Here is a 25,547-nt window from a genome sequence, read left to right as displayed (position 1 = left end):
ACACGCCGCGCGAAGTGCGGATGGAACGAGTGGGAGCGCGCCGCGCGGTGACACGCGGCGCGCCGTGCGGCTTAGAACTTGCCGTAATAGCCTTCCTTGAGTGCATCGAACAGGTTCGCGGCGGTGTGCATCTCGCCGTCGTATTCGATCTGCTCGTTGCCCTTCACTTCGACCACGCTGCCGTCTTCGAGCTCGAAGCGGTACATCGTGTTCTCGAGGTCGGCTTCCTTGACGAGCACGCCCTGGAACGCGGCCGGGTTGAAGCGGAACGTGGTGCAGCCCTTGAGGCCCTGCTCGTGGGCGTAGCGGTAGATGTCCTTGAAGTCCTCGTACGGGTAGTCGGTGGGGACGTTCGCGGTCTTGGAGATCGAGCTGTCCACCCACTTCTGCGCGGCGGCCTGCACGTCCACGTGCGCCTTCGGGGTGATGTCGTCGGCGGCGATGAAGTACTCGGGCAGCTTGCCGGCCTCGTCCTCGGCGAACGGCATCGCCTTGGGGTTGACCAGCCCGCGGTAGGCGAGCAGCTCGAAGCTGTAGACGTCGACCTTTTCCTTCGACTTCTTGCCTTCGCGGATCACGTTGCGGCTGTAGTGGTGCGCGAAGCTCGGCTCGATGCCGTTGGAGGCATTGTTCGCGAGCGACAGAGAGATCGTGCCGGTCGGCGCGATCGAGCTGTGGTGCGTGAAGCGCGCGCCGGTCTCGGCGAGCTCATTGACCAGCTCCGGCGCGACTTCGGCGATGCGCTGCATGTAGCGGCTGTACTTCGCGTGCAGCACGCGGCCGGGGATCTTGCTGCCGAGCGTCCAGCCGTCCTTCGCCATCTCCGGACGCTTGCGCAGCATCTCGGCGGTGACCTCGAACTCCTCGTCCATGATCGGCGCGGCGCCCTTTTCCTTCGCGAGCGACAGGCCGGTTTCCCAACCGGCGACGGCCATTTCGCGCGCGACGCGCTCGGTGAACTCGCACGACTCGGCCGAGCCGTACTTCATGCGCAGCATCGTCACCGTGCTGCCCAGGCCGAGGAAGCCCATGCCGTGGCGGCGCTTGCGCAGGATCTCGCGGCGCTGCTGCTCGAGCGGCAGGCCGTTGACCTCGACGACGTTGTCGAGCATGCGGGTGAACACGCGCACGACTTCCTTGTACTCGTCCCAGTCGAACTCGGCCTGCTCGGTGAACGGGTTGCGCACGAACTTGGTGAGGTTGACCGAGCCGAGCAGGCAGGCGCCGTACGGCGGCAGCGGCTGCTCACCGCAGGGGTTGGTGGCGCGGATCTGCTCGCACCACCAGTTGTTGTTCATCTCGTTGACGCGGTCGATGAGGATGAAACCCGGCTCGGCGTAGTCGTACGTCGAGACCATGATCATGTCCCACAGGTGCCGCGCCCTGATGTGGCCGTAGATCTTGCAGGCCACCAGGCCGTCGTCGCGGGTGACGTAGTTGCGGTGCGTCGGCCACTCGCGCCAGATCACCTGCTCGGCGTTGTTCAGATCGAGGTCGTCCTGCTCCTTGATGTGCACCGGGAACACGAGCGGCCAGTCAGCGTCGGTGTTCACGGCCTCCATGAAGCCGTCGGTGATCAGCAGCGAGAGGTTGAACTGGCGCAGGCGCCCGTCCTCGCGCTTGGCGCGGATGAAGTCCTTCACGTCCGGGTGCGACACGTCGAACGTGCCCATCTGCGCGCCGCGGCGGCCGCCGGCCGAGCTCACGGTGAAGCACATCTTGTCGTAGATATCCATGAACGACATCGGGCCCGACGTGTACGCACCGGCGCCGGCGACGAACGCGCCGCGCGGGCGCAGCGTCGAGAACTCGTAGCCGATGCCGCAGCCGGCCTTGAGCGTGAGGCCGGCCTCGTGGACCTTCTCGAGGATGCCGTCCATCGAGTCCTCAATGGTGCCACTCACGGTGCAGTTGATCGTGCTCGTGGCGGGCTTGTGCTCGAGCGCGCCGGCATTGGACGTGATGCGGCCGGCGGGGATCGCACCGCGGCGCAGCGCCCAGGTGAAGCGCTCCATCCAGTACTGCTGCAGCTCGGCGGTCGGCTCGGCTTCGGCCAGCGCCTTTGCGACACGCTGGTAGGTGCCGTCGATGTCGGCGTCGAGCGCCTGTCCGGTCTTCGTCTTGAGCCGGTACTTCTTGTCCCAGATGTCGAGCGATGCCGGCTGCATCGGGATCTCACGCGGGGGCTGGGTCTTGACCATCTCGAGACGCGCGGTGCTCATGTGTGCCGTAGCTCCTGTCGGCCGTGGGACGAACCCGCGGCGCCATGCTGGAAAGAAGTGCGCTCAGGCCCGCGCGGTCGACCGGGCGAAGCCGGCGACGACGCGCGCCGCACCGCCGGAACCGGCCGTGCACGCGATTGCAAAATGGGTCGAAACAGTGGGGTGGAACGCACGCCCAAGCGATGGAAACAAGCGGTTCTGCATGGCGTACGGCTTCCTGTGCTGGCGGAGCCCAACCCCCCTTGGTTGGGTTTCGCAACACTACAGACACAAGATGTAGTGCCTGCGTGAGCGGGCAAAGCTAAACCCGGGTTCGGGTGAAGTCAACGACCGGAGCGGGCCGATTCGGTGCACTTCACCCCTTGCAATTTGCTGCGCACCGCGCCGCGCGTGGGCTGCAGCGGGGATGAGAAAAAACCGGGGTGGCCGGCTTCATGTTCGGTTTCGCGAATGCGGTCGAGACTGGCTCGGCCGTGCGGCGCGGCGCCCGCTTCGACCCGCCCCGATCCGGGCGCAACTTGAATACGGGCTGCTGCGCCGCGACATCCCACCCATCGCCTTCCCGTGCAGCCCCGATGCGCCGACCGACCTCGCCCACGAAGACCCTGATCGCACTGAGCTGCGCCGCCGCGTTCGGCGGCTTTGCCGCGACCGCGATGCGCGACGGCGTGCAGACGCCCGCGCAGGCCGCGCCGCTGGCGAGCGCCGCGACGCCGGCCACCGTTGCGGCGCTGCCGCCGCAGGTGAACGGCCAGCCGCTGCCCTCGCTCGCGCCGATGCTCGCGCGCGTGACGCCCGCGGTGGTGAGCGTGCACACCAAGCAGCGCATCCGCGTGAGCCCGTTCGCCGACCCGTTCTTCCGGCGCATGTATCCGGAGCTCACGCAGGAGCGCATCAACGAATCGCTGGGCTCGGGCGTGATCGTCGATGCGCAGAGCGGCATCGTGCTCACGAACCACCACGTGGTCGAAGGCGCGGACGAGGTGTCGGTGACGCTCGCTGACGGGCGCACGCTGAAGGCGGAGTTCGTCGGCTCGGACCCGGACACCGACATCGCGGTCATGAAGATCCCCGCGCAGAACCTCAGCGCGGTGCCGTTCGCGGATTCGGGCCCGCTGCAGGTCGGCGATTTCGTCGTCGCGGTCGGCAACCCGTTCGGCATCGGGCAGACGGTGACGAGCGGCATCGTCTCGGCGGTGGGCCGCAGCGGCCTGCGGGGCCTGGGCTTCCAGAACTTCATCCAGACCGACGCGTCGATCAACCCGGGCAACTCCGGTGGCGCGCTCGTGAACCTCGAAGGCCGTCTGGTCGGCATCAACACCGCGAGCTTCAATCCGCGCGGCAGTGCGGCGGGCAACATCGGGCTGGGCTTTGCGATTCCGGTGAACCTCGCGCGCGACGTCATGACGCAGCTCGTCGCCACCGGCGAAGTGCGGCGCGGCACGCTCGGCGTCGAGTCCCAATTGCTCGATGCGCGCATCGCGCAGGCGCTCGGCCTCGGCGCCGACGTGCGCGGCGCAGTGATCACGCGCGTGTACAGCAACGGCGCCGCGCAGGCGGCCGGGCTCGAGGTCGGCGACGTGATCGTCGAGGCGAACGGCCAGCGCATCGACGGGCCCGACGCGCTGCGCAACTTCGAGGGCCTGCAGGGCATCGGCCGGCCGGTGCGGCTTGCGGTGCTGCGCGAGGGCCGACCGCTTACGCTCACCGCCACGCTGCGCGAGCAACCGCGCAGCACGGCCGGCGCGGAGATCGATCCGCGTTTGACCGGAGCGACGTTCACCGAGTTGCCCGAGCGATTCCGCCAGGGCGGCTTGACCGGCGTGCTGGTCGAATCGGTCGCGCGCGGCTCGCGTGCGGCGCGCAGCGGGCTGCAGGCCGGCGACGTGGTCGTCGAGGCAACGAGCGGCGGCTTTGTGGATCTCGCGGGATTCCGCGCTAACTTCACGCAAGCTCCGCCACAGTTGATTTTGCGCATCGTGCGCGGCAATCGCCAAGGCACCTTGGCGATGCAATGAACCGCTCCAGGAGACCACCCACCATGAGCCCCACTTCGACCGATCCGGTCATGACGAACCTTGGCGAATGCGGCACGCAGTTGAAGCAGGCCGCGCTGGATGCAGGCGCCGCGATGCGCAACGCGGCGAGCGCCGCAGGTGAGGAACTGCGCCTGGGCAAGGCCGCGGTGAAGGCCGACCTGGCCGACGGCGCACTGGCCGGCATTGCCGCCGGTGAGCAGGCTTCGCAGATCGCCGCCGAGCAGGTGGACGAGCTGATGGAGAAGGGCCGTGAGTTCGTGCAGAGCGCATCCGAACTCGTGCGCGAGCGTCCGCTCGCCTCGTTTGGTGTTGCGTTCGCGGCGGGCTGGATCATCGCCAAGCTCGGTCGCAGCAAGTAAGCGCAGACGTGAGCGCGCCCGGAGAGACGCGCACGTCGGGCCGGCCGGCGTCGGAGGATCGTGCGCGCGCGCCTGATCCGCTCGAAGCGTTGCGCGAACTGCGCGACGCCGGGCGCGCCGGCCTTTCGGCCACGAGCGAGGCCGGCAAGGCGTTCCGCACGCTGCTGTCGGCCGACGTCGCGCTCGCACGCAGCGCGATGGGCCGCGCCGTCGCGTTCATCGCGGTCGCCATCGTGTTCGGCGCGTCGGCGTGGCTGCTCATCGTCACCACGCTCGTCATTGCGCTCGTGCGGCATGCGGACTGGCCGTGGTCGGTCGCGCTGCTGACGTGCGCGGTCGTGAGCCTGGCCGTCACCGCCTATGGCGCGTGGCGGGCGCTGTACTACTTCGAACACACGCGGCTGCGTGCGACGCGTCGCCAGCTCGCCCGCCTGGGCGTGGGTGAGCTCGCCGCGTACATGCCCGGTGCCGGTTCGCCGGAGTCGACCCGCGCGGCGACGGATCGCCTCGCCGACCACCCGCCGGGCAAGGATGAGCGCGGCATCGACGTGACCCCGCCATGAGCGCGCCGCACGCATCCGACAGCGAATCCACGGCGACCGCGAAAGCCGCCGACCCGACACCGACGCCGTCGCTGCTCGGGAGTTCGCGCGCACCCAAGCACAACGTCCACTCGGTGATGAACTTCGACCAGCTGCTCAAGAAGGTCGAACAGGCCGAGGACGCGCTCGAAGCGCGCGAGCGCGAAGCGGTGGCCGACTGGCGCCGGGTTCAGGCCACGTGGAACGCCGCGTGGACGCCGGGCCGCATCCTGATCGCGGGGCTGACGAGCGGGTTCGCGTTCGGGCGCGCGTCGCGCGGCAGCAAGGGCGCCGGGTCGGGCTTCCTGCGCATTCTTTCGACGGTGTCGAACCTGATCGCGAGCGCAAACGCGCAGATGGCGGCGCACGAGGCCGAGCACGTCGCCGATCGTGTCGACGCAGCGACCCGCGGTCACGGCCACGACGAGTGGTATGACGACGTGCCGGACGAGGGCGCGCACCACGGCTACGCCGATGATGAACTCCGGATCCGCGTGCAGCCGCCGGCAGGTCGCGACCCGCGAACGGCGCAGACGCTGTCACCCGATGAAGCCGTCCGGCGCGCAGGCGCGGAGTCCGCACGCCAGTGAGCGCTCCCGTGCCTGCCCCGGAAATCCACATCACGCCGGACGGGGCGCACAGCCCATCGCCGGAACCGCGACCTCGCTCCTCACTCGCAGCGATCGTCATCGCGACGCTGCTGTCCGGCGCGGCCCTGTGGGCGGCGCAGGACCTGCTGCTGCCGGTGCTGCTGGCGGGCTTCTTCGCGCTCGTCGGCAATCCGATCATCCGCGGCCTGCAGCGCCTGCTCGTGCCGCGCTTTCTCGGCGCCGTGCTCGTGATCTGGGCCGGCCTGACGTGCACCTACGTGCTCGGCGAGCAGCTCGTGCAACCGGCCGCCGAATGGGTGCGCGAGGTGCCGCGCGAGATGCGCCGGCTGGCGCCGAAGCTGCGCGACCTCGCCAAGCCCGTGCAGGACGCCAGCAAGGCCGCCGAGAACATCGCGCGCGCGGCCGGCAGCGGCAGCAACTCGCGCACGGTGCAGGTCGTGCAGGCCGAGAAGAACGACCCGTACCGCATGCTCGCCGCCACGCCGAAGCTGCTGACAGCCGTGCTCGCGGTGGTGCTGCTCACGTTCTTCTTCATGGTCTACGGGCAGAACCTGCAGAAGAACGTGTTGGCGCTGCTGCCCACGCGCCAGCAGAAGAAACTGACGTTCGAGATCCTCACCTCGATCGAGCGCGAGATTTCGCGCTACGTGCTGACGATCAGCGTCATCAACGCGGTGGTCGGTCTGGTGTTCGCCTCGCTGCTGCATTTCGTGCTCGACGTGCCAGCGCAGGAGGCGCTGCTGTGGGGCACGATGGCCGCGCTGTTGAACTTCGCGCCGTACGTGGGCCCCTTGATCGGGATCCTCACGATGCTGCTCATGGGCTTCGTGAGCTACGACGAACTGTGGCCGTCGTTGATGCCGGCGGCGCTTTATCTCGCGCTGCACACGCTCGAAGGCCAGATCCTCACGCCGATCGTGCTCGGCCGCCGCATGCACCTCTCACCGCTCGTGCTGATCCTGGCGCTCATGGTGTTCGGCTGGCTGTGGGGAATTATCGGCCTGCTGCTCGCGGTGCCGCTGCTCGTGTGCGTGAAGCTGGTGCTGGCGCGCGTGGAAGGCATGGAGGGGTGGGCGCGGTTGCTGGAGTAAGCGCTTTGCGCTTTGCGCTTTGCGCTTTGCGACTTGCACGCTCCCTACCGAGCTTTCCCTTTTGTGCTTTCCGCGTTGCAGTTTCCGCTCGCGCCCCTACGCATTTCGCGTTGGCTTAAGGCTCAAAGCCTGGCGCTTTCGCCTTTGATCTGGCACGTAGCCTCATCGATCAGGCGAATCGGAGACCCGAAGGGCGGCGGCCATGGATGGCCGCCGTTTTGCGACTGAGCCATGGAATGGCGAATCGGAAAATTGCGTCGTGGTGTCCGCCTGTCATTGAGCCCTGTCGAGGAAGGCCGTTTCTTTTGGTTACTTTTCTTTGGGCCAGCAAAGAAAAGTGACCCGCCGTAAGGCGGAAGCTTGCGCTGTGCATGAGGCAAAGCTTTCGCGCTCGCGCGCGAGTCACTTTCTCTTGCTGGCCCAAGAGAAAGTAACCAAAGAGAAGGGCCTTCCCCGACACACCTCCCGCTGCAGCGTGAAGTGCATGACAGATTTTCCGACTCGCCCTCCTGGCTCAGCCGGAAAACGGCGGCCATCCATGGCCGCCCTTCGGGTCTCCGATTGTCGAAAAGCCGAGGACCAAGGCAGTGGCTCCGCCTACGTCGATGGCGATGGCGATGGCGATGGCGATGGCAGAGGCTCATCGAGCTGCTGGGAGCTGTCCCGTGATGAATCCGGCGGGCGGACGCACACGTAGCTGCACAGCCGTGCACGCGGCGCCGGCCGCAACCACACGATGACGACATCCCGCCCCGACACGCTCGCTAGAATCGCCCGATGACGTTCCCCGTCCACGCGATCACCCTCGACCTCGACGACACGATCTGGCCGGTCTGGCCGGCGATCATGCGCGCCGAGGCGGCGCTCGATGCCTGGCTGGCCGAGCACGCACCGCGCACCGCCGCACGCTGGCCAATGGAGGCGCGGCGTGTGCTGCGCGAGCAGGTCGATGCCGAGCATCCGCACCTCGCGCACGACTTCACGCAACAGCGGCTCATCACGCTCGAGCGCATGCTGCGCGCGGGCGGCGATGACGTCGCGCTCGTCGAGCCCGCGTTCGAGGCGTATTTCACAGCGCGCTGCGAGGTCGAGCACTACGACGATAGCGTCGACGCGCTCGAGCGCCTGGCCGCGCGCGTGCCGCTTGCCGCGCTCAGCAACGGCAACGCCTGCCTCACCCGCATCGGCCTGATGCCGCTGTTCCGCTTCCAGCTCGGCGCACGCGAGCACGGCCGCGCCAAGCCCGATCCGAGCATCTTCCTCGCCGCGTGCGAGCGGCTCGGGGTTGCGCCCGAGCACGTGCTGCACGTCGGCGACGACGCCGAGATGGACGTCGTTGGCGCGCACCGCGCGGGCCTGCGCACGTGCTGGATCAACCGCGTCGAACACGCGCCGACGCCGCGCCGCTGGTCGCACGCTGAAGTCCGCCCCGACCTCGAATTTCCCACCCTCGCCGCGCTCGCCGACTGGCTCGACGCGGCGCACCTGCCGGACACCGCCACCGCATGAACCTGCCCCTCGGATTTGCCGCCGCCTCCCCGGACGCCCTGCCGCTGCACATCGTCGACCGCGCGGGCTTCACGCAGTGGCGCACGTCGCAACCGGCCGCGACGCAGGCCTGGCTCGACGCGCACGGCTTCGACGGCGCGCCGGGCAGCGCACTCGTGATCCCCGATGCGGAAGGCCGGGCGAGCAGTGCGGTGATCGGTGTCAGCGATGCGCTCGATCCGTTTGCATACGCGCATGCGCCGTTCGCGCTGCCGCCCCGCGTGTGGCGACTGGCAGGCCAGTTCGATGCGATGCCGCTCGCCGCCGTGCGCCTGGGCTGGGGCCTGGGTTGCTACCGCTTCGATCGCTACAAGGCCGCGCCGCGCAAGCCCGCGCAGCTCGTGATCGACGGCGACGCGGACGCGGTGTTCGCCGAGCTCGCGGCCTGCGTGCGCGTACGCAACCTCGTCAACACGCCGACCGAGCACATGGGCCCCGACCAGCTCGAGCAGGTGGCCTGCGAGATCGCGCAGGTGCACGGCGCGCGCATCGAAGTCGTCAGCGGCGATGACCTGATCACCCAGAACTTCCCGTCGATCCACGCGGTCGGCCGCGCCTCGCACCGCGCGCCGCGCCTGATCGCCGTGCACTGGGGCGACGAGGCGCACCGCCGGCTCGTGATCGTCGGCAAGGGCGTCTGCTTCGACACCGGCGGCCTCGACATCAAGCCGGCCGACGGCATGCGCAACATGAAAAAGGACATGGGCGGCGCCGCGCATGCGATCGCGCTCGCCGAATGGATCATGGCGCGCAAGCTGCCGGTCCGGCTCACGCTGCTCGTGCCCGCGGTCGAGAACGCGATCGGCCCGGATGCGCTGCGTCCGGGCGAGGTGATCGGCACGCGCGCCGGGCTCAGCGTCGAGATCGACAACACCGATGCCGAAGGCCGGGTGATCCTCGCCGATGCGCTGGCCTACGCAGGCGAGTTCGATCCCGAGCTCATTCTCGATTTCGCGACGCTTACGGGTGCGGCGCGTGTCGCACTCGGCCCCGACCTGCCGGCGCTGTACAGCAACGACGATGCCGTGGCGCAGGCCTGGCTCGATGCGGGCACGCGGCTGCGCGATCCGCTGTGGCGCATGCCGCTGTGGCGGCCGTACTGGCGCTACCTGACGAGCACGATCGCCGACATCGCAAACGCCGGCCCGTCGAAGATGGCCGGCAGCGTGACCGCCGCGCTCTACCTCGAACGCTTCGTCCCCGCGCAGGTGCCATGGGCGCACCTCGACGTGTACAGCTGGAATGACGCCGACCGCCCGGGCCGCCCGGCCGGCGGCGAGGCGCAGGCGCTGCGTTCGGCATTCGCGATGCTCGAGGCGCGGTTCGCCGGCTGATTTCGACGACGCCCGCGTGCGGGCGCCGTTACAGCCAGCCCTTCTGCCGCGCGTGGCGGTATGCCTCGATGCGGTTGGCGACGCCGAGCTTGCCGATCGCTTCGGACAGGTAGTTGCGCACGGTGCCGGGGGACAGCCCGAGCCGGGCGGCGATGTCGCCGGCGGCGAGCCCCTCGCCGGCCAGCCGCAGCGTCTGCCGCTCGCGGTCGGTGAGCGGATCGGCGTCGCCCCAGGCGTCGACCGCAAGCTCCGGGTCGATCGCACGCCCGCCGCGGTGCGCCTGGCGGATCGCATCGGCAAGCCGCTCCGCCGGCGCGTCCTTGAGCACGTAACCGGACACGCCGGCGTCGAGCGCGCGGCGCAGGTAGCCCGCGCGGGCGAACGTGGTCGCGATCACCACGCGCACCGGCAGGGCATGGCGCTGCACGCGCTGGGCGAGTTCGAGCCCGGTCAGCCCCGGCATTTCGATGTCGGTCACCAGCACGTCCGGCCGCAGCCGCTCGATCTCGCGCCACGCGGCCTCGCCGTCGGGCGCGGCGCCGACGACGTCGAGGTCGGGCTCGAGCCCGAGCAGCGCCGACAGTGCGCCGCGCACCATCGCCTGGTCTTCGGCCAGCAGCACCCGGATCATCGCCGTCCTCCGCGCGTCATCGCGGCCGCACCGTAGCAGATGCGCTCAGGCGGCCGCCGCGCCCGGCAGGCCGGCGGCGCGGCGGCCGGTGTCGGGCTCACGTTGGTCGCTGCCGCGGTCCGAGCGAGCGTCGCCGAGGGCAGGGTGATCGCCCTGCTCGCCCGTCGCCTGCGCCCCGGCGCTGGTCTGCAACTCCAGCGGCAGACGCGCTTCGAGCCGCGTGCCGCCAGCGCGCGCGGTGTCGATGCGCAGCCGTCCGCCGAGCGCTTCGATGCGCTCGCGCATGCCGGCCAAGCCATTGCCCGGCACGATCGCACCGCCGCGGCCGTCGTCCTGGACATGCAGCACGAGGTCATCGCCGTCGCGCTCGAGCGCGATCGACGCCCGCTGCGCACGGGCGTGCCGCTGCACGTTCGTGACCGCCTCGCGCACGGTCATTGCGAGCACGGTTTCGAGCGCGGGCGGCATCGAGAGCGTCGCCAGCGAATACCGGAACTCGACGCCGTCGGCCTCGAGCAACAGACGCGCCGATGCGAGCTCGGCGGCGAGGCCCGCGGCCCGGATCCCGGTGACCGCGCTGCGCACCTGGGTCAGTGCGTCGCGGGCCACGCGCCCGACCTCGGCCAGCTCGCGCCGCGCCGCCTGCGGGTCGCGCTCGACGAGCCGGCACGCCAGCTCGGACTTCAGCGCGACGAGCGACAGCGTGTGGCCCAGCAGGTCGTGCAGGTCGCGGCCGATGCGCTCGCGCTCGGCGAGCGCGGCAAGGCGGCGCACTTCATCGTGGCTCAGACGCAACTCAGCGCGCTTGCGCGCGTTCTCCTGCATGAAGTGGTTGCCCGTGAACACCGCGACCGCGACGACCAGCGTCAGGCCGAACACGATGAGCGGGTGGCCGAGCCAGACGATCTCGGCGAGATACAGCGCGAGCACCAGTGCAAGCCAGCCCATGCGGCCGGCCAGCCCACGCGCCGCGAACGGTGCAAAACCGGCCGCGTAGATCACGTAGGTGTTCGAGTACGGGTTGATCGGCGCGAGTGCATAGCCGAGACCGGCGATCGCGAGCATGCACGCCACGCGCCGCGCGCCGGTGCAGCGGTAGACGGCGAAGTACAGGGGCAGGAATACCGCGACGGATGCCAGCGTGGGCACGAGCGCGCCGAGCCGCGGCCGCCAGCCGTCGAGCCCCTGCGCGCTGCCGAACAGCAGCGGCAGGAACAGGAACGCGAGGTAGCCGAGCACGAAGAACGGCATCCAGCTCAGCTGCAACTCGTCCGGCACGAGACGGTGGCGCAGACGCAGCGCGGCGGCGGCGAAGCGGTTCGGCATGCGCGCAGTGTGCCGCAGCGGCGCCCGCGTCATCGACCTAGCCACCGCGGGCGAGCCGCCAGCGCGCGTACATCAGGCACGCCGCGGTGAAACCGACCAGCACCGCGAGGTGCAGCGCGAGCGCGCCGCCGGCGTCTAGCCCGATCACCTTCAACGCGACCTGGCCCAGGTGGTAGGCCGGCCAGGCGGCCGCAAGTTTGGCGAACACCGGCGGCAGCGCCGTCAACGGCATCCACAGTCCCGACAGGAACGACATCGGCAAAAACAGCAGGTTCACGACCGCCGGCGCCGCCGAGCCACTGACGCTGACGCCGACTGCGAGCCCAAGTGCGCAGAACGGCAGCGCGCCGAGCACGTGGACCGCCGGCAGCATCAGCCACTGCCGCGGCGTGAGCACCACATCGCCGAGCGTGGCGGCGAGGCCGGCCAACGCGATCGAGATCACCGCCGAGAACGCGAGCGCCGTGGCGAGCTTGGCCGCGAGGTACGCGCCCGGCGGCATCGGCAGGGCGCGTTTGAGCGTGAGCAGGCCGCGCTCGCGCTCGACCGCCACGCTTACGCCAAACCCGAACAGCGCCGCGCCCATCACGCCGAAGACCCCGTACGTGGCCAGCAGATAACGCGCGGCCTCCGCACCGTGGCGGCCGGCGAGCAGCACACCGAACAGCAGGTAGAACATCAACGGAAACAGCAGCGTTGGCAGCACGAACGAGGGTGTGCGCAGCGTGCGGATGAGCTCGTACGCGGCCTCGAGTCGGTAGGCGCGCCACGGCGTGAAGCGCGCCGGCGGAACGATGTGCAGACCCGCGCGGTTCGATGCGGAAGCGTTCATCACGCGGCCTCCTGGTGCAGCGCCGGTGCGGCGTCGCGGGTCAGTTCGACGAATGCGTCGGCGAGGCCGGCGCGCTGCACTTCGAGGTCGACGCAGCCCGGGTCGGCGGCGAGCAGGCGCCGCACGACCGCATCGGCGTCGTCGACGACGAGTTCGAGCCGGGCGCCGTCGCGGCGCGCATCGCGCACCTGCGGCCAGGCGGCAATCTGCACCGGGTCGAGCGCGCTCGTGACACGGATGCGCGCCTGCACGATCTGCGCGCGCACCTCGTCCATGCGCCCGGCCGCGACGACCCGACCGCGGGCCAGCATCACGACGCGGTCAGCCAGCGCTTCGGCTTCCTCGAGGTAGTGCGTGGTCAGCAGCACCGCGCAGCCACCGTCGACGAGTTCGCGGATCGCGCGCCACAACCCCTGCCGCGCTTCGATGTCCAGGCCAGTCGTGGGTTCGTCGAGGAACAGCAGCTCGGGGCGCCCGCACAACGCAAGCGCGAACTGCACGCGCCGCTGCTGGCCGCCCGAGAGCTGCAGGTAGCGGCGCTCCAGCAGGCCATCGAGACCGGCGAGCGCAACGCAGTCCGCCGTGCTGCGCGGCGCTGCGTAATAGCTGCGCGTGAGTTCGATGAGCTCGGCGACGGTCGCGTGGTCCGGCAGGCCCGCGCTTTGCAGCATCACGCCGATGCGTCGGCGCGCGGCAAGCGCCTGCGGCCGCAGGCCAAACAGCGTCGCCGCCCCGCGATCGGGCTCGAGCAAGCCGAGCAGCAGGCCGATCGCCGTGCTTTTGCCGGCGCCGTTTGCGCCGAGCAGCGCGAGTACTTCGCCGCGGCGCACGTCGAGATCGACGCCGTCGAGCGCGGTCAGCGGGCCGTACGTCTTGTGCGCCTTCGCCAGGCGCGCGAGGGAATCGTGGGGCTGCATGGTGGCTTCGGGGTCGTGTCGAGAAGCCCCATGCTCCGCCGCCGCGCTAAGCGGCGGCAGTCGCGTGCATCATGCGATGCGCATGACAGCTGTCATGGGACGCGCACGGCAGCTGCACCTAGACTGGCTCGAACGCTGCGCTGGCCCCGTGCGTCTGCAGGCCGCCGATGTCCGAGTGCGCGAGCGCGAAGGTCCGGCGCGCATTCGGGGGACACCCGGCGCCGACCGCCGCCATGGCCTCGCGCGGCCGCGCCCCTCACACTGTGCGTTCGATCGCACTGGACCAGGACGATGACGGCACCGGCAGACCTGCTGCGGGAACTCAAGATCGACCGGCGCAAGGAGGCGAGCAAACCGCCGCGACGCAAGTGGCCGATCGTGGTCGGCGTGCTGGCCGTGCTGATCGCCGTGTTCGTCATGCTCGGCATGAACCGCCCCGTCGAGGTGCAGACCGCGACCGCAAGCGACGCGGCCGATCCCGCGAACGCATCGGTGCTCGATGCTTCGGGCTACATCGTGCCGCGCCGCATCGCGACGGTGTCGTCGAAGATCACCGGCCGCGTGCGCGACGTGCGCATCGAGGAAGGCCAGCGCGTCGAGGAAGGCGAGATCCTCGCGACGCTCGACCCGATCGAAGCGAGCGCGCAGCGCGAACTCGCGCAGGCGCAGCTTGGGGCCGCGCGCAGCCAGGTCGGCCAGGTGCAGGCGCAGCTGCGCGAAGCCGAGGCGCAGACGCGCCGGCTTGCCGCATTGCAGGGCGAGCAGCTCGTCTCGCGCGCGCAGTACGAGCAGGCCGTGGCGCAGCGCGATGCACTGCGCGCGCAGGTCGCGGCGATCCAGCGCAACGCGCAGGTGGCGGGCGAGCAGCTCGACGTCGCGCGCATCGGCGAGGACAACACGGTCGTGCGCGCACCGTTCGCGGGCGTGATCACCGCCAAGGCCGCGCAGCCCGGCGAGATCGTCTCGCCGATCAGCGCGGGCGGCGGCTTCACGCGCACCGGCATCGGCACGATCGTGGACATGGACTCGCTCGAGGTGCAGGTCGACGTCAATGAGGCCTACATCGGCCGCGTGCAACCGGGCATGCCGGTCGAGGCCGTGCTCAACGCGTACCCCGACTGGCGCATGCCCGGCGAGGTCATCGCGATCATTCCGACCGCCGATCGCAGCAAGGCGACGGTCAAGGTGCGCATCGCGCTCAAACAGAAGGACCCACGCATCGTGCCCGACATGGGCGTGCGCGTGAGCTTCCTCGAAAAGAACGCTGCGAACGCACCGAAGCCGACCGGCGCGTGGATCCCGCAGAAGGCGATCGTGCTGCCCGAGGGCACCGAGGCCGCGACCGCGAAGACCGGCCATGTGTTCGCGGTCGTCGATGGCCGCGCGCAGCGCCGCGAGGTGCAGCTCGCCGAAACGCGCGATGCGGACCGGCGCGTGAGCGCGGGGCTCGAGCCGGGTGCGAAGGTCGTGCTCGATCCGTCGAGCATCGACGACGGCGCGCGCGTGACGACCGGCGCGGACGACGCCGCGGAGCGCTGAACCGTGCACGCGCGTGCCACCGATGCGACCGCTGCCGTGGACACGCCGCTGGTCGAGATCCGCGGCCTGACCAAGAGCTACGAGCGCGGCAACCAACGCGTCGAAGTGCTGCACTCGATCGACCTCGACATCGCGCACGGGGATTTCGTCGCCCTGATGGGGCCTTCGGGCTCGGGCAAGACCACGCTGCTCAATCTCATCGGCGGGCTCGATTCGCCGTCGGGCGGCGTGCTGCGCGTGGACGGCGTGGCGATCGACGATCTCAATTCGAATGCGCTCGCCGCGTGGCGCGCGAACACGGTCGGTTTCGTGTTCCAGAGCTACAACCTGATGCCCGTGCTCAGTGCGCAGCGCAACGTCGAACTGCCGCTGCTGCTCACCGACATGGGTGCGAACGAGCGTGCACGCCGCGCCTCGCTCGCGCTGCAGCTCGTGGGCCTGGGCGAGCGCGCGAAGCACAAGCCGAACGAGCTGTCGGGCGGTCAGCAGCAACGCGTCGCGATCGCACGCGCGCTCGTGTCCGATCCCATGCTCTTGATCTGCGACGAGCCCACTGGCGATCTGGACCGCCAGACCGCGGACGAGGTACTCACGCTGCTGCAGCAGCTCAACCGCGAGTTCGGCAAGACGATCGTGATGGTCACGCACGATCCGAAGGCCGCCGAATACGCGCAGCGCACGGTGCACCTCGACAAGGGCACGCTCGTCGACGAGCCGACGCCGCACTGACGTGGACGCGCGCAAGTACTTCCCGCTCGTATGGACCGCACTGCTGCGCAAGAAGACGCGCACGGTGTTCACGCTGCTCTCGTTGACTGCGGCGTTCCTGCTGATCGGTCTTCTGCAGGCGGTGAACTCGCTGTTCGCGGGCGGCGCGGACTTCCTCGGCGCCAACCGGCTCATCGTCCAGGCGAGGACCAGCTTCACGCAGCCCCTTCCGATGCGCCTGCTGCCGCAGATCGAGGCCGTGCCGGGCGTCGAGCGCGTGGGTTTTTCGCAGTTCTTCGGCGGCCAGTACCGCGACGAACGCGCGGGCTTTCCGCAGTTCGTCGTCGACCCGCAGCGCCTGCGCGAGACCTACCCCGAGTGGGTCATGCCCGACGAGCAGTGGCGCGCCTTCGTCTCCACGCCCGACAGCGCGATCGTGGGCCGCAACCTCGCGTTGCAGTACGGCTGGAACGTCGGCGACATCGTGCCGCTCAACAGCTTCATCTGGACCAAGGCCGACGGCAGCCGCGTGTGGGAGTGGCGCATCGCCGGCATCTTCGATGGCATCAGTGAGAAGTGGCAGGACCAGACGCAGTTGATGTACCTCAACTACGGGCACTTCGACGAGGCGCGCAACGAACGCGCGCGCGGGCTCGCCGGCGTGTTCGTCGTGCGCGTGTCCGATCCGCTCGAATCGCCGCGCATCGCCGCCGAGATCGACCGCCGTTTCGCGAACTCCGCCGACGAGACGAAGACGCAGAACGAGCAGGACTTCCAGCTCAACTTCATCAACCAGTTCGGCGACATCGGCTTCATCATGAATGCGATCAGCGGCGCGGTTTTCTTCACCATCCTGATCCTCACCGGCTTCACGATGAGCCAGGCCGTGCGCGAGCGCATTCCCGAGCTTGCGGTGCTCAAGTGCCTGGGCTTCACCGACCGCACCGTGCTGTGGCTCGTGCTCGGCGAGGCGCTGCTGCTGTGCGCGCTCGGCGCCGCGCTCGGCATGGCGCTCGCGGCGGTGATCACCGCGAACCTGCCGCCGCAGTTCCCGCCGCTGCAGCCCGACCGGCGCGTGTGGCTGTTCGTGATCGCTGCGGTGCTCGTGCTCACCTGTGCGGTCGGCGTGCCGCCGGCGTTGCGCGCGAAGCGGCTGAAGATCGTCGATGCGCTGGCGGGCCGCTGACATGAGTGCGTCGACGTGAGCCTGCCGACATGAGCACGCTGCGGCAGACGCGCGAGATCGTCGCGCTCAACCTGCGGAGCATTCCGCAGCGCTGGGGTGCGTCGCTGGTGATCGTCGTTGGCATTGCGGGTGTCGTCGCGGTACTTGTGGCGATGCTGTCGATGTCGGCGGGACTGACACGCACGCTCGGCTCCACCGGCCGCGCCGACCGCGCGGTGGTGCTGCGCGCGGGCAGCAATGCGGAGCTGTCGAGTTTCATCGACCGCGCGCTGGTCACGCTCATCAAGCAGGATCCGACGATCGTGCGCGGCCGCGACGGGCTGCCGCTCGCCTCGGGCGAGATCATCGTAATCACGGAAGTCGCGCGCCGCGGCGAAGGCGGCAGCACGAACGTCACCCTGCGCGGCGTCGAGCCGAACGCATTCGAGCTGCGGCCGGAGTTGTCGATCGTCGAGGGCCGGCGCATGCGGCCCGGGTTGCAGGAGCTCATCGTCGGACGCAGCGCGCAACGGCAGTTCGAAGGGCTCGATGTCGGCGCGCGGCTGCTGCTCAAGGGCTCGTACTGGACGATCGTGGGCGCGTTCGAATCCGATGGCGACGGTCACGAATCCGAGCTGTGGGGCGACACCGAATCGGTGCAGGGCGCATTCAATCGCACCGGTTATTCGTCGGTGCTCGCGCAACTGCCCGACGCGGCCGCATTCGACGGCTTCAAGGCGCGACTCCAGGCCGATCCTCAGCTGACCGTCGATGTCGAGCGTGAGGTCGACTTCTTCAGCGAACAGGCCGAAACGCTGACGTTCCTGATCCGCCTGCTGACGAACGTCATCACCGCGATCATGGCGTTCGGCGCGTTGTTCGGGGCGCTCAACACGATGTACTCCGCGGTGTCGGCACGCACGCGCGAGATCGGCACGCTGCGCGCGCTCGGTTTCGGCCGCGTGCCGGTCATCGCCTCGGTCATGGCGGAGGCGCTCGCGCTCGCGGTGCTCGGCGGCGTCATCGGCGCGCTGCTCGCGTACGTGATGTTCAACGGCACGAGCGTGTCGACGCTGAGCCCCGGCTCGTTCACGCAGGTGGCGTTCAACTTCGCGGTCACGCCCGCGCTCGTGCTGCAAGGCCTGTTGTGGGCGCTGCTGATCGGTTTTTTCGGCGGGCTGATGCCTGCGCTGCGCGCGGCGCGCATCCCGGTGACCGAGGCATTGCGCGCGACTTGAGCCGGCCGACGGCTCGGGGCAGCGCCGTCGGCAGCCCGCGTGAAGAACGTGTGCAGCCGCGACCGTAGAATGGCGCCGCACTCAGGCCGCCGACCTCCCGCGGCCGTCGATCGAACTTCGCATGCACGACGAAAAACCCCGGTTGCACGGTCCCCGTCCGACGGTCGCCCAAGGCGCCGCGTCGGAAATCGGCGACCACAAGGACGACATCTTTTTCGCCGCGATCGAACTCACGCGCATGCCGATGCTCGTGACCGATCCGCGCCAGCCCGACAACCCGGTCATCTTCGCGAACCGCGCGTTCCTCGCGATGTCGCAGTACTCACTCGACGAAGTGATTGGCCGGAACTGCCGCTTCCTGCAGGGTCCGGCGACGGACCGGGACGTCATCGCGCAGTTGCGCGACGCCGTGGAGCGACGCACGGAGATCGCGGTCGAGGTGCTGAACTACCGCAAGGACGGTTCGAGCTTCTGGAACGCGCTGTTCGTGTCCCCGGTGTTCAACCACGCCGGCGAGCTCGTGTACTTCTTTGCGTCCCAACTCGACGTGAGCCGCCGCCGCGACGCCGAAGAGGCGCTCGCGCAGGCGCAGAAGATGGAGGCGCTTGGTCAGTTGACCGGCGGCATCTCGCACGACTTCAACAACCTGCTGCAGGTCATGAGCGGCCACGTGGACGTGCTGCGTGCGAAAGCGCAGCGCGGCCTGCTCCGCGAGGGCGAACTCGAACGCGGGCTCGAGAGCGTGCGCGGCGCGATCACGAAGGCGGCATCGCTCACGCAGCAGCTGCTGTCGTTCTCGCGCAAGCAGACGCTGCGCGGCCGCGTGATCAACCTCAACGGCACCGCGCGCAGCATGGAAGACCTCATCGGTCGCACGCTCGGCGAGGCGATCGCGGTCGAGTACGACCTCGACCCGACGTTGCCGAACTGCGAGCTCGACAACACGCACCTCGAGGTCGCGCTGCTGAACCTGCTCGTCAACGCGCGCGACGCGCTGCCGGGCGGCGGCACGATCCGCATCCGCACGCAGCGCGTGGACGTGGGCGACGCGGACGGGCGCGCGTTCCGCGGCCTGCCGCCGGGTGCGTACGCGACGATCGCGATTTCCGACAACGGCTCGGGCATCTCACCCGAGCTGGTCGACCGCGTCATGGAGCCGTTCTTCACCACGAAGGAGGAAGGCAAGGGCACCGGACTCGGGCTCGCGGGCGTGTACGGCTTTGCGAAGCAGAGCGGCGGCGTCGCGATGATCTACTCGGAGGTCGACCTCGGCACGACCGTGCGCCTGTTCTTCCCAGCCGTGGAGCGCGAACTCGGCGAAGCGCGCACGACGCCCGCGCACGCGCAACTGACCGGCGGGGACGAGACGATCCTCATCGTGGACGACCGCGTGGAGATCGCCGCGCTCGCGGCCGACATGCTGCGCAGCGTCGGATATCGCACGCTCGTCGCGCACAGTGGGGCCGAAGCGATCGCCTGCATCGAAGCGCAGCCCGACGTCGACCGGCCGCAGTTGCTGTTCTCGGACGTGGTGATGCCCGGTGACATGAACGGCTACGCGCTCGCGCAGGTCGTGCGGGCGCGCTATCCGTTGATGCAGGTGCTGCTGACCACCGGCTTCGACCGCGACCTCGGCGAGCTCGAACGCGTGGAGACCGGCGAGTTCGATGTGCTGCGCAAGCCCTACAGCCTCGCCGACCTCGTGCGCCGCATCCGCATGCGCCTCGACGAGACGTTCGGTCCGCGGATGTAAGTGCCCGCGGCGTGCCGGTCAGGTCGATTTGGGCGCACGCACCCGCGCGAGCGTGATGATCACCACGCCGACGAGGATCACGGTCATCGCGCCGATGTCATTGAGCGTGAACACCTCGCCGCCGAGCAGCGCGCCGAACGCCACCGCGATCGGCGGGTTCACGTACGCGTAGCTCGTCGCGAGCGCGGGCCGCACGTGGTGCAGCAGCCAGATGTAGGCGGTGAAGCCGAGAATCGAGCCGGCGGTGATGAGCCAGGCCAGTGCGAGCGTCGCGTCGAGCGGCGGCACCTCGGTCATGCGCTCGCCGTGCAACAGCGCCGCCAGCAGCATCCACACGCTGCCGCAGAGCATCTGCCCGCTGGCGGCCATGAACGGCTCGGGCAGGTCCTGGTCGCGGCTCCAGATCGAGCCCCAGGCCCAGGCGATCGGTGCGATCGTCAGGCACACCAGGCCGAGCAGCGACGACGACAGCTCGCTGCCGGCGTTGAGCCAGATCACACCGAGAAAGCCGATCACGAGGCCCACCCATTCGATGCGCGAGGGGTGCCGCCCGCGCAGCATCGCGAACACGCCGGCGAACAGCGGCATCGACGCGACCGCGATTGCCGCGATGCCTGAGCCGACCTCGGTCTCGGCGAGGTTCACCAAGCCGTTCGACAGCAGCACCATCCAGATCGACAGCACGGCGAGCGTGCGCCATTGCTTGCGCGTCGGCGCGCTCGTTCCCCGTGCGCGCAGTACGACATACATGAGCGCGCCGGCGATCGACATGCGGATCGCGCCGAGCAGGAACGGCGGGTAGCCCTCAAGCGCGAAGCGGATCGCGAGGTACGTCGAACCCCAGAGCACGTACAAGGTGACGAGCGCGGTCGCGACCGCAAGCGCCGAGGCAGACCGGACAGCGGGGGCGGATGCGGCGGTCATGGGCGGGGGCTCGGGGCGGTCGCGCATTGTCGACGAGCGCATGCGCGCTGCCTACGGCCTGGCGTGGTGATTGATGCGCGCTTCGTTGCTGCCACCGAGTTCCGACGCGCATCTGACAACAAAAAGGCCCGGTTGCCCGGGCCTTTGTGTGTCCGCCGAAGCTGGGCCTCAGTGTGCCCAGCGGCCGGGCTGGTCTGCGCCCGGCAGCACTTCCGCCGACAGGCGCTGGTCGTTGCGCAGCAGTCGGATCGCATCGGCCAGGATCGCCGCCGATTCGCGCAGCAGCGGATCGGGGCGGTCCTCGGCGGCCTTCTCGCGCGCGACGTCCTCGCGCAGGTCGCGCTCGTTCGCCTGCAGACCGTCGTCGAGGTTGTCGTCGCCGAGCGGATCGAGCGCGAGCCCGAGCTCACGGCGCTCGGCCTGGCGCTGCTTGCGCTTGGCTTCGTCGCGGTCACGCTCGGCGCGGCGCTCGTCTTCGTTGAGCGACACGGACTTCTCGGCGTTCTGCTTGCGGAACTCGGCCACGTCCTCGGTCCACCACTGGAATTCCTTGTCCTGCGCGATCCGCGTGTCGTGCAGCGCATCGAGCTTCGGCACCAGCGAAGCAAAATCGCCGTAGCGCGCGTGCGGCACCGACGCGATACGCGTCCACGGCAGCGCGTTCTCGTACGTGCTCTCGCCGAACTCGCTGGCATCCACCGACGCGGGGAACGCGATGTCGGGCACGACGCCCTTGTGCTGCGTCGAGCCGCCGTTGACGCGGAAGAACTGGGCGATCGTGAACTTCACCTGCCCGAAGCGCGCCTTCTCGGCCGAGGGCCAGCGGTCGAGGTCGTAGAGGTTCTGCACGGTGCCCTTGCCGAAGCTCGTCTCGCCGATCACGAGGCCGCGCCCGTAGTCCTGGATCGCGCCCGCAAAGATCTCCGACGCCGACGCCGAGCCGCGGTTGATGAGCACGGCGAGCGGGCCTTCCCACTTCACGCCCGGGTCCTGGTCGCCTTCGACGCTCACGCGGCCGCCGGACTCGCGCACCTGCACGACCGGCCCGCGGTCGATGAACAGGCCCGTGAGTTCGATCGCCTCGTTGAGCGAGCCGCCGCCGTTGTTGCGCAGATCGAGCACGACGCCGTCGACGTTCTTCGCGCGCAGCTCCTCGAGCAGCTTCGCGACGTCGCGCGTCGCGGAGGCGTAATCGCCCTTGTTGAGGCGGCGGCCTTCAAAGTCCTGGTAGAAGCCCGGCAGCTCGATCACGCCGATGCGCTGCTCGCTCGCGCCCGATGCGCCAGCCGGGATCGTGATGACCTTCGACTTCGCGGCCTGGTCCTCAAGGCGCACCTTGTCGCGCACGAGCGTCACGCGCACGGGCTTGCTGTCGAGGCCCGCTTCGGCCGGCACCACGTCGAGGCGCACCTTCGTGCCCTTCGCGCCGCGGATCTTCGCGACCACATCGTCGATGCGCCAGCCGATCACGTCCTCCATCTGGCCGCTCTCGCCCTGCCCGACCGCAACCACGCGATCGCCTGGCTTGACCTTGCCGGAGTTGCTGGCCGGGCCGCCGGGCACGATCTCGCGGATCGCGACCACGTCGTCCTGCCGCTGCAGCACCGCGCCGATGCCCTCGAGCGAGAGCGACATCGACAGGTTGAAGTTGTCGGCCGAGCGCGGGGTGAAGTAATCGGTGTGCGGATCGATCGCGTTCGCGTACGCGTTGACGAACGCCTGGAACACGTCCTCGCCCTTGAGCTCGGAGATGCCGCGGGCGAGGGTCGCGTAACGCTTGTCGAGCGTCTTGCGGATCTCGTCGGGCTGCTTGCCGGCCAGCTTCAGGCGCAGCCAGTCATTGCGCACCGACTGCGTCCACAGCGCATCGAGCGCGGCGCGGTCGGTGGCCCAGGCGGCGTCCTCGCGGTCGTAGTCGAAGCGGTCCTCGCCCTCGAACGCAAAGATGTCCTGCTTGAGCAGCTTGCGCGCGAACGCGACGCGGTCTTCCACGCGCTGGCGGTACGTCGAGAAGATCGCGTACGCGGGATCGAGGCGCCCGGCCTTGATCGCATCGTCGAGCTTGAGCTTGTACGCGTCGAACTTCGCCACGTCCTGCGCGGTGAAGAACTGCTTCGAGCCGTCGAGCGATTCGAGGTAGCGCTCGTACATGTCCGCGGACAGTGCATCGTCGAGCGGGCGCGGGCGGTACGCATAGCGGCTGTCGGACAGCAGGCCGTAGACGAGCTTCGCCGCGGTGACCTGGTCGGTCGTGGGCGCGTTCGGCAGCGTGCTGACCTTCGCCTTGTCGATCAGGGCCTGGTCGGCCGGTGCATTGCCCGCGGGCGCACCCGTCGGCGGCACCGGCGTGTTGGCGCCGAGCAGCGCGAGCGGCGCGGCCAACAGGATCGCAGCGAACAGGGAGGTACGGCGGGGGAAAGAGGTCTTGGGCATGCGATCGCCGCGAAAGCGGCCAGCTGGAAGCGAGGGAGTTGCCGCGAACGTCATTGACGTAACTGTCGTCAGCGTGCTGCAACATACGACCACAGCACAGTGCCGAAAGTTGCCGAGGCTGTCACCTGCATCACCCCGGTTTCGGACCGACGGCAGGCCAACGTTCATCGACGGAATCGCGTGGCGCTTCCACACTGCGCGCGCAACCGTGATGGGCCGGTTACATCGCCGTTAGCGAATCGCTTGCAGTGGCCTCTGTGGCGGAACGCGCCGTTGCACTCACGCCGCAACGAAGCCCGCGTCGATCGCCTGCCGGTCGGCGTGATACGACGAACGCACGAGCGGGCCGGACGCAACGTGCGTGAAGCCCAGCGACATGCCGTAGTCCTCGAGCGCCTTGAACTCCTCGGGCGTCCAGTAACGCAGCACCGGATGGTGGTGCGGCGTCGGCTGCAGGTACTGGCCGATCGTGACCATGTCCACGTCGTGAGCGCGCAGGTCGCGCAGCGTGCCCTGCACCTGTTCCATGTCCTCGCCGAGGCCGAGCATGATGCCGCTCTTGGTGGCCACGTCGGGGTGCTGCGCCTTGAAGCGCTGCAGCAGCGTGAGTGACCACTGGTAATCCGCGCCCGGGCGCACGTTGCGGTAGAGCTCAGGCACGGTCTCGAGGTTGTGGTTGAACACGTCCGGTGGATTCGTCGCGAGGATTTCGAGCGCGCGGTCCATGCGGCCCTTGCCGCGGAAGTCCGGCGTGAGGATCTCGATCTTCGTGCGCGGGCTGTGCTCGCGGATCGCGCTGATGCAATCGACGAAATGCTGGGCGCCGCCGTCGCGCAGGTCGTCTCGATCGACGCTGGTGACCACGACGTACTTGAGGTTCATGTCCGCGACGGTGGTCGCCAGGCTCAGCGGCTCGCCAGCGTCGGGCGGCTTGGGCCGGCCGTGGGCGACGTCGCAGAAGCTGCAGCGGCGCGTGCAGACCTCGCCGAGGATCATGAACGTCGCGGTGCCGTGGCTGAAGCACTCGTGGATGTTCGGGCAGCTCGCCTCCTCGCACACCGTGACGAGGCGGTTCTCGCGGAGCTTGGCTTTCAGCTGCTGCACCGAGTTGCCCGACGGGATGCGCACGCGGATCCACGAGGGCTTGCGCAGCACCGGCGCATCGGCGAACTGCACGGGGCTGCGCGCGATCTTGTCGCCGCCGAGCTGCTTGACCCCGGCCTCGAGCGTTGCAGGCGCATCGGCGCCGACGACCGCGAGCGGGATGGTCTTCAGAGCGTCGGTCATGGCAGGTCTCGATGCGAACGGCGATGCGGGCGCCGATTTTCTCAGGTTTACGCGGGCAGCGCGTCCGCGGATGCCGCTACGGGCTTAATCGCGAGCCCAAACTGCCGCGCAATTTGCGAAAGCAGCACGGGCTTGACTGCACTGAGGCCGGACGGGCCGCCGAGATCGGCGAGCGAAACGACCTGCAGGCCCGCGTAACCGCAGGGGTTGATGCGCGAAAATGGCTCGAGATCCATCGAGACATTGAACGCGAGCCCGTGGAACGTGCAGCCGCGGCGCACGCGGATGCCGAGCGCCATCACCTTCGCGTCGTTCACGTACACGCCCGGCGCGCCGCAGCGGCGCGCGCCGTCGATGTTCCACTCGGCGAGCGTGTCGATCACCGCCTGCTCGATGCGCTCGACGTACTCGCGCACGCCGACCTTCATGCGCTTCAGATCGAGCAGCGGATACAGCACGAGCTGGCCGGGGCCGTGGTAGGTCACCTGGCCGCCGCGATCGACGTGCAGCACCGGGATGTCGCCCGGCACCAGCACGTGCTCGCGCTTGCCGGCCTGGCCGAGCGTGAACACCGGCTCGTGCTCGACAAGCCACAGCTCGTCGGGCGTATCGTCGCCCCGTGTGTCGGTGAACGCCTGCATCGCGCGCCAGACCGGCTCATAGGGGCGGCGTCCGAGATCGCGGGTGATCACAGTCAACGATCGAGAACCTGGAGGAGACGTCAAATCGTCCACTTCACGTCGGGGTTCGCCCGCAACACATCGTGGGCGCGCTCGTGGTCCTCACGGCTGGCGGCCAAAAACGGGATACGCACGGACACGTACTTTCCGTTCGACGACGGGCGTGTCGTGACTGCACCGTGCAACACCTGGATCCCCGCCGCTTCAAGCTGACGGGGTAGGTGCGCATCGAGCGCGGCGGCAGTGAGGCCCATCGCGCAGAGTTCGAATTGCCCGGGGTACTGGAAGCCGTGGTCCGGATTATCGGAATGGATGTCCATCCGATAAGT

General features: G+C 69.2%; 22 protein-coding genes. 12 read left to right on the top strand and 10 right to left on the bottom strand.

Features of this window, described 5'->3' with window-relative positions:
* Positions 1 to 71: 71 nt before the first annotated feature.
* Positions 72 to 2,222, bottom strand: a complete 2,151-nt coding sequence (locus IE075_RS10710) for an adenosylcobalamin-dependent ribonucleoside-diphosphate reductase (RefSeq protein ID WP_189456356.1) — start codon at positions 2,220 to 2,222, stop codon at positions 72 to 74.
* Between the two features lie 575 nt (positions 2,223 to 2,797).
* On the opposite strand from IE075_RS10710, the gene IE075_RS10705 reads away from it, so the two are divergent.
* The 7 genes from IE075_RS10705 to IE075_RS10675 all read left to right on the top strand — a co-directional run bounded on the left by IE075_RS10705 (position 2,798) and on the right by IE075_RS10675 (position 9,785).
* Positions 2,798 to 4,240 carry a trypsin-like peptidase domain-containing protein gene (locus tag IE075_RS10705; protein ID WP_189456355.1) on the top strand — a complete coding sequence of 481 codons (1,443 nt, stop codon included), beginning with the start codon at positions 2,798 to 2,800 and terminating at the stop codon, positions 4,238 to 4,240.
* 23 nt (positions 4,241 to 4,263) lie between these two features.
* Positions 4,264 to 4,620 carry a hypothetical protein gene (locus IE075_RS10700; RefSeq protein ID WP_189456353.1) on the top strand — a complete coding sequence of 119 codons (357 nt, stop codon included), beginning with the start codon at positions 4,264 to 4,266 and terminating at the stop codon, positions 4,618 to 4,620.
* A gap of 8 nt (positions 4,621 to 4,628) precedes the next feature.
* The gene (locus IE075_RS10695) at positions 4,629 to 5,183 is read left to right on the top strand and encodes a phage holin family protein (RefSeq protein WP_189456351.1); all 555 of its coding nucleotides are present in this window, start codon (positions 4,629 to 4,631) and stop codon (positions 5,181 to 5,183) included.
* Entirely contained in the window at positions 5,180 to 5,791 is a 612-nt protein-coding gene (locus IE075_RS10690; protein ID WP_189456349.1) for a hypothetical protein, read from the top strand. Before IE075_RS10695 ends, IE075_RS10690 begins: the two co-directional genes overlap by 4 nt.
* Positions 5,788 to 6,903 (top strand): AI-2E family transporter, encoded by a 1,116-nt coding sequence (locus tag IE075_RS10685; RefSeq protein WP_189456347.1) that lies wholly within the window; start codon positions 5,788 to 5,790, stop codon positions 6,901 to 6,903. Before IE075_RS10690 ends, IE075_RS10685 begins: the two co-directional genes overlap by 4 nt.
* Positions 6,904 to 7,680: 777 nt before the next feature.
* Positions 7,681 to 8,412 (top strand): HAD family hydrolase, encoded by a 732-nt coding sequence (locus IE075_RS10680; RefSeq protein ID WP_189456345.1) that lies wholly within the window; start codon positions 7,681 to 7,683, stop codon positions 8,410 to 8,412.
* Complete coding sequence (locus IE075_RS10675; RefSeq protein ID WP_189456344.1) at positions 8,409 to 9,785, top strand: leucyl aminopeptidase family protein; 1,377 nt, start codon at positions 8,409 to 8,411, stop codon at positions 9,783 to 9,785. The genes IE075_RS10680 and IE075_RS10675 overlap by 4 nt, the downstream gene beginning before the upstream one ends.
* 28 nt (positions 9,786 to 9,813) lie before the next feature.
* Here the strand turns inward: IE075_RS10675 and IE075_RS10670 are convergent, their stop codons facing one another.
* From IE075_RS10670 to IE075_RS10655, 4 genes are read right to left on the bottom strand one after another with little or no spacing between them, the layout of a single operon-like run.
* A complete protein-coding gene (locus IE075_RS10670; protein WP_189456342.1) occupies positions 9,814 to 10,416 on the bottom strand; it encodes a response regulator transcription factor in 603 nt (200 codons plus the stop codon).
* A gap of 45 nt (positions 10,417 to 10,461) precedes the next feature.
* Positions 10,462 to 11,742: a sensor histidine kinase gene (locus tag IE075_RS10665; RefSeq protein WP_189456340.1), complete on the bottom strand. Its 1,281-nt coding sequence runs from the start codon at positions 11,740 to 11,742 to the stop codon at positions 10,462 to 10,464.
* Positions 11,743 to 11,779: 37 nt separating this feature from the next.
* Complete coding sequence (locus tag IE075_RS10660; protein WP_189456338.1) at positions 11,780 to 12,574, bottom strand: ABC transporter permease; 795 nt, start codon at positions 12,572 to 12,574, stop codon at positions 11,780 to 11,782.
* Positions 12,574 to 13,491, bottom strand: a complete 918-nt coding sequence (locus IE075_RS10655; RefSeq protein WP_189456336.1) for an ABC transporter ATP-binding protein — start codon at positions 13,489 to 13,491, stop codon at positions 12,574 to 12,576. Before IE075_RS10655 ends, IE075_RS10660 begins: the two co-directional genes overlap by 1 nt.
* A gap of 291 nt (positions 13,492 to 13,782) precedes the next feature.
* Here IE075_RS10655 and IE075_RS10650 point away from each other — a divergent pair, with 291 nt between their 5' ends.
* From IE075_RS10650 to IE075_RS10630, 5 genes are all read left to right on the top strand, one after another.
* Positions 13,783 to 15,030 carry an efflux RND transporter periplasmic adaptor subunit gene (locus tag IE075_RS10650; RefSeq protein ID WP_189456334.1) on the top strand — a complete coding sequence of 416 codons (1,248 nt, stop codon included), beginning with the start codon at positions 13,783 to 13,785 and terminating at the stop codon, positions 15,028 to 15,030.
* A 3-nt stretch (positions 15,031 to 15,033) separates the two neighbouring features.
* Positions 15,034 to 15,759 carry an ABC transporter ATP-binding protein gene (locus tag IE075_RS10645; protein ID WP_229792463.1) on the top strand — a complete coding sequence of 242 codons (726 nt, stop codon included), beginning with the start codon at positions 15,034 to 15,036 and terminating at the stop codon, positions 15,757 to 15,759.
* Position 15,760: 1 nt separating this feature from the next.
* Positions 15,761 to 16,924 (top strand): ABC transporter permease, encoded by a 1,164-nt coding sequence (locus IE075_RS10640; RefSeq protein WP_189456332.1) that lies wholly within the window; start codon positions 15,761 to 15,763, stop codon positions 16,922 to 16,924.
* Between the two features lie 29 nt (positions 16,925 to 16,953).
* A complete protein-coding gene (locus tag IE075_RS10635) occupies positions 16,954 to 18,141 on the top strand; it encodes an ABC transporter permease (protein ID WP_189456330.1) in 1,188 nt (395 codons plus the stop codon).
* Positions 18,142 to 18,262: 121 nt separating this feature from the next.
* A complete protein-coding gene (locus IE075_RS10630) occupies positions 18,263 to 19,894 on the top strand; it encodes a histidine kinase famiy protein (protein ID WP_189456328.1) in 1,632 nt (543 codons plus the stop codon).
* Positions 19,895 to 19,912: 18 nt separating this feature from the next.
* Here the strand turns inward: IE075_RS10630 and yedA are convergent, their stop codons facing one another.
* The 5 genes from yedA to IE075_RS10605 form a co-directional block, all read right to left on the bottom strand.
* The gene (gene yedA / locus IE075_RS10625; protein WP_229792462.1) at positions 19,913 to 20,818 is read right to left on the bottom strand and encodes a drug/metabolite exporter YedA; all 906 of its coding nucleotides are present in this window, start codon (positions 20,816 to 20,818) and stop codon (positions 19,913 to 19,915) included.
* A gap of 168 nt (positions 20,819 to 20,986) precedes the next feature.
* Positions 20,987 to 23,251 carry a carboxy terminal-processing peptidase gene (locus IE075_RS10620; RefSeq protein WP_189456324.1) on the bottom strand — a complete coding sequence of 755 codons (2,265 nt, stop codon included), beginning with the start codon at positions 23,249 to 23,251 and terminating at the stop codon, positions 20,987 to 20,989.
* A gap of 279 nt (positions 23,252 to 23,530) precedes the next feature.
* Positions 23,531 to 24,538 carry a lipoyl synthase gene (gene lipA, locus IE075_RS10615; RefSeq protein WP_189456322.1) on the bottom strand — a complete coding sequence of 336 codons (1,008 nt, stop codon included), beginning with the start codon at positions 24,536 to 24,538 and terminating at the stop codon, positions 23,531 to 23,533.
* A gap of 47 nt (positions 24,539 to 24,585) precedes the next feature.
* A complete protein-coding gene (gene lipB, locus IE075_RS10610; protein ID WP_189456320.1) occupies positions 24,586 to 25,272 on the bottom strand; it encodes a lipoyl(octanoyl) transferase LipB in 687 nt (228 codons plus the stop codon).
* On the bottom strand, positions 25,260 to 25,538 hold the full coding sequence (locus IE075_RS10605; RefSeq protein WP_189456317.1) for a DUF493 family protein: 279 nt from the start codon (positions 25,536 to 25,538) through the stop codon (positions 25,260 to 25,262). Before IE075_RS10605 ends, lipB begins: the two co-directional genes overlap by 13 nt.
* Positions 25,539 to 25,547 lie beyond the last annotated feature (9 nt).

The sequence above is a fragment of the Cognatilysobacter bugurensis genome, from assembly GCF_014652095.1.
GTDB lineage: Bacteria > Pseudomonadota > Gammaproteobacteria > Xanthomonadales > Xanthomonadaceae > Cognatilysobacter > Cognatilysobacter bugurensis.
This window is presented reverse-complemented; position numbering and strand designations above follow the sequence as displayed.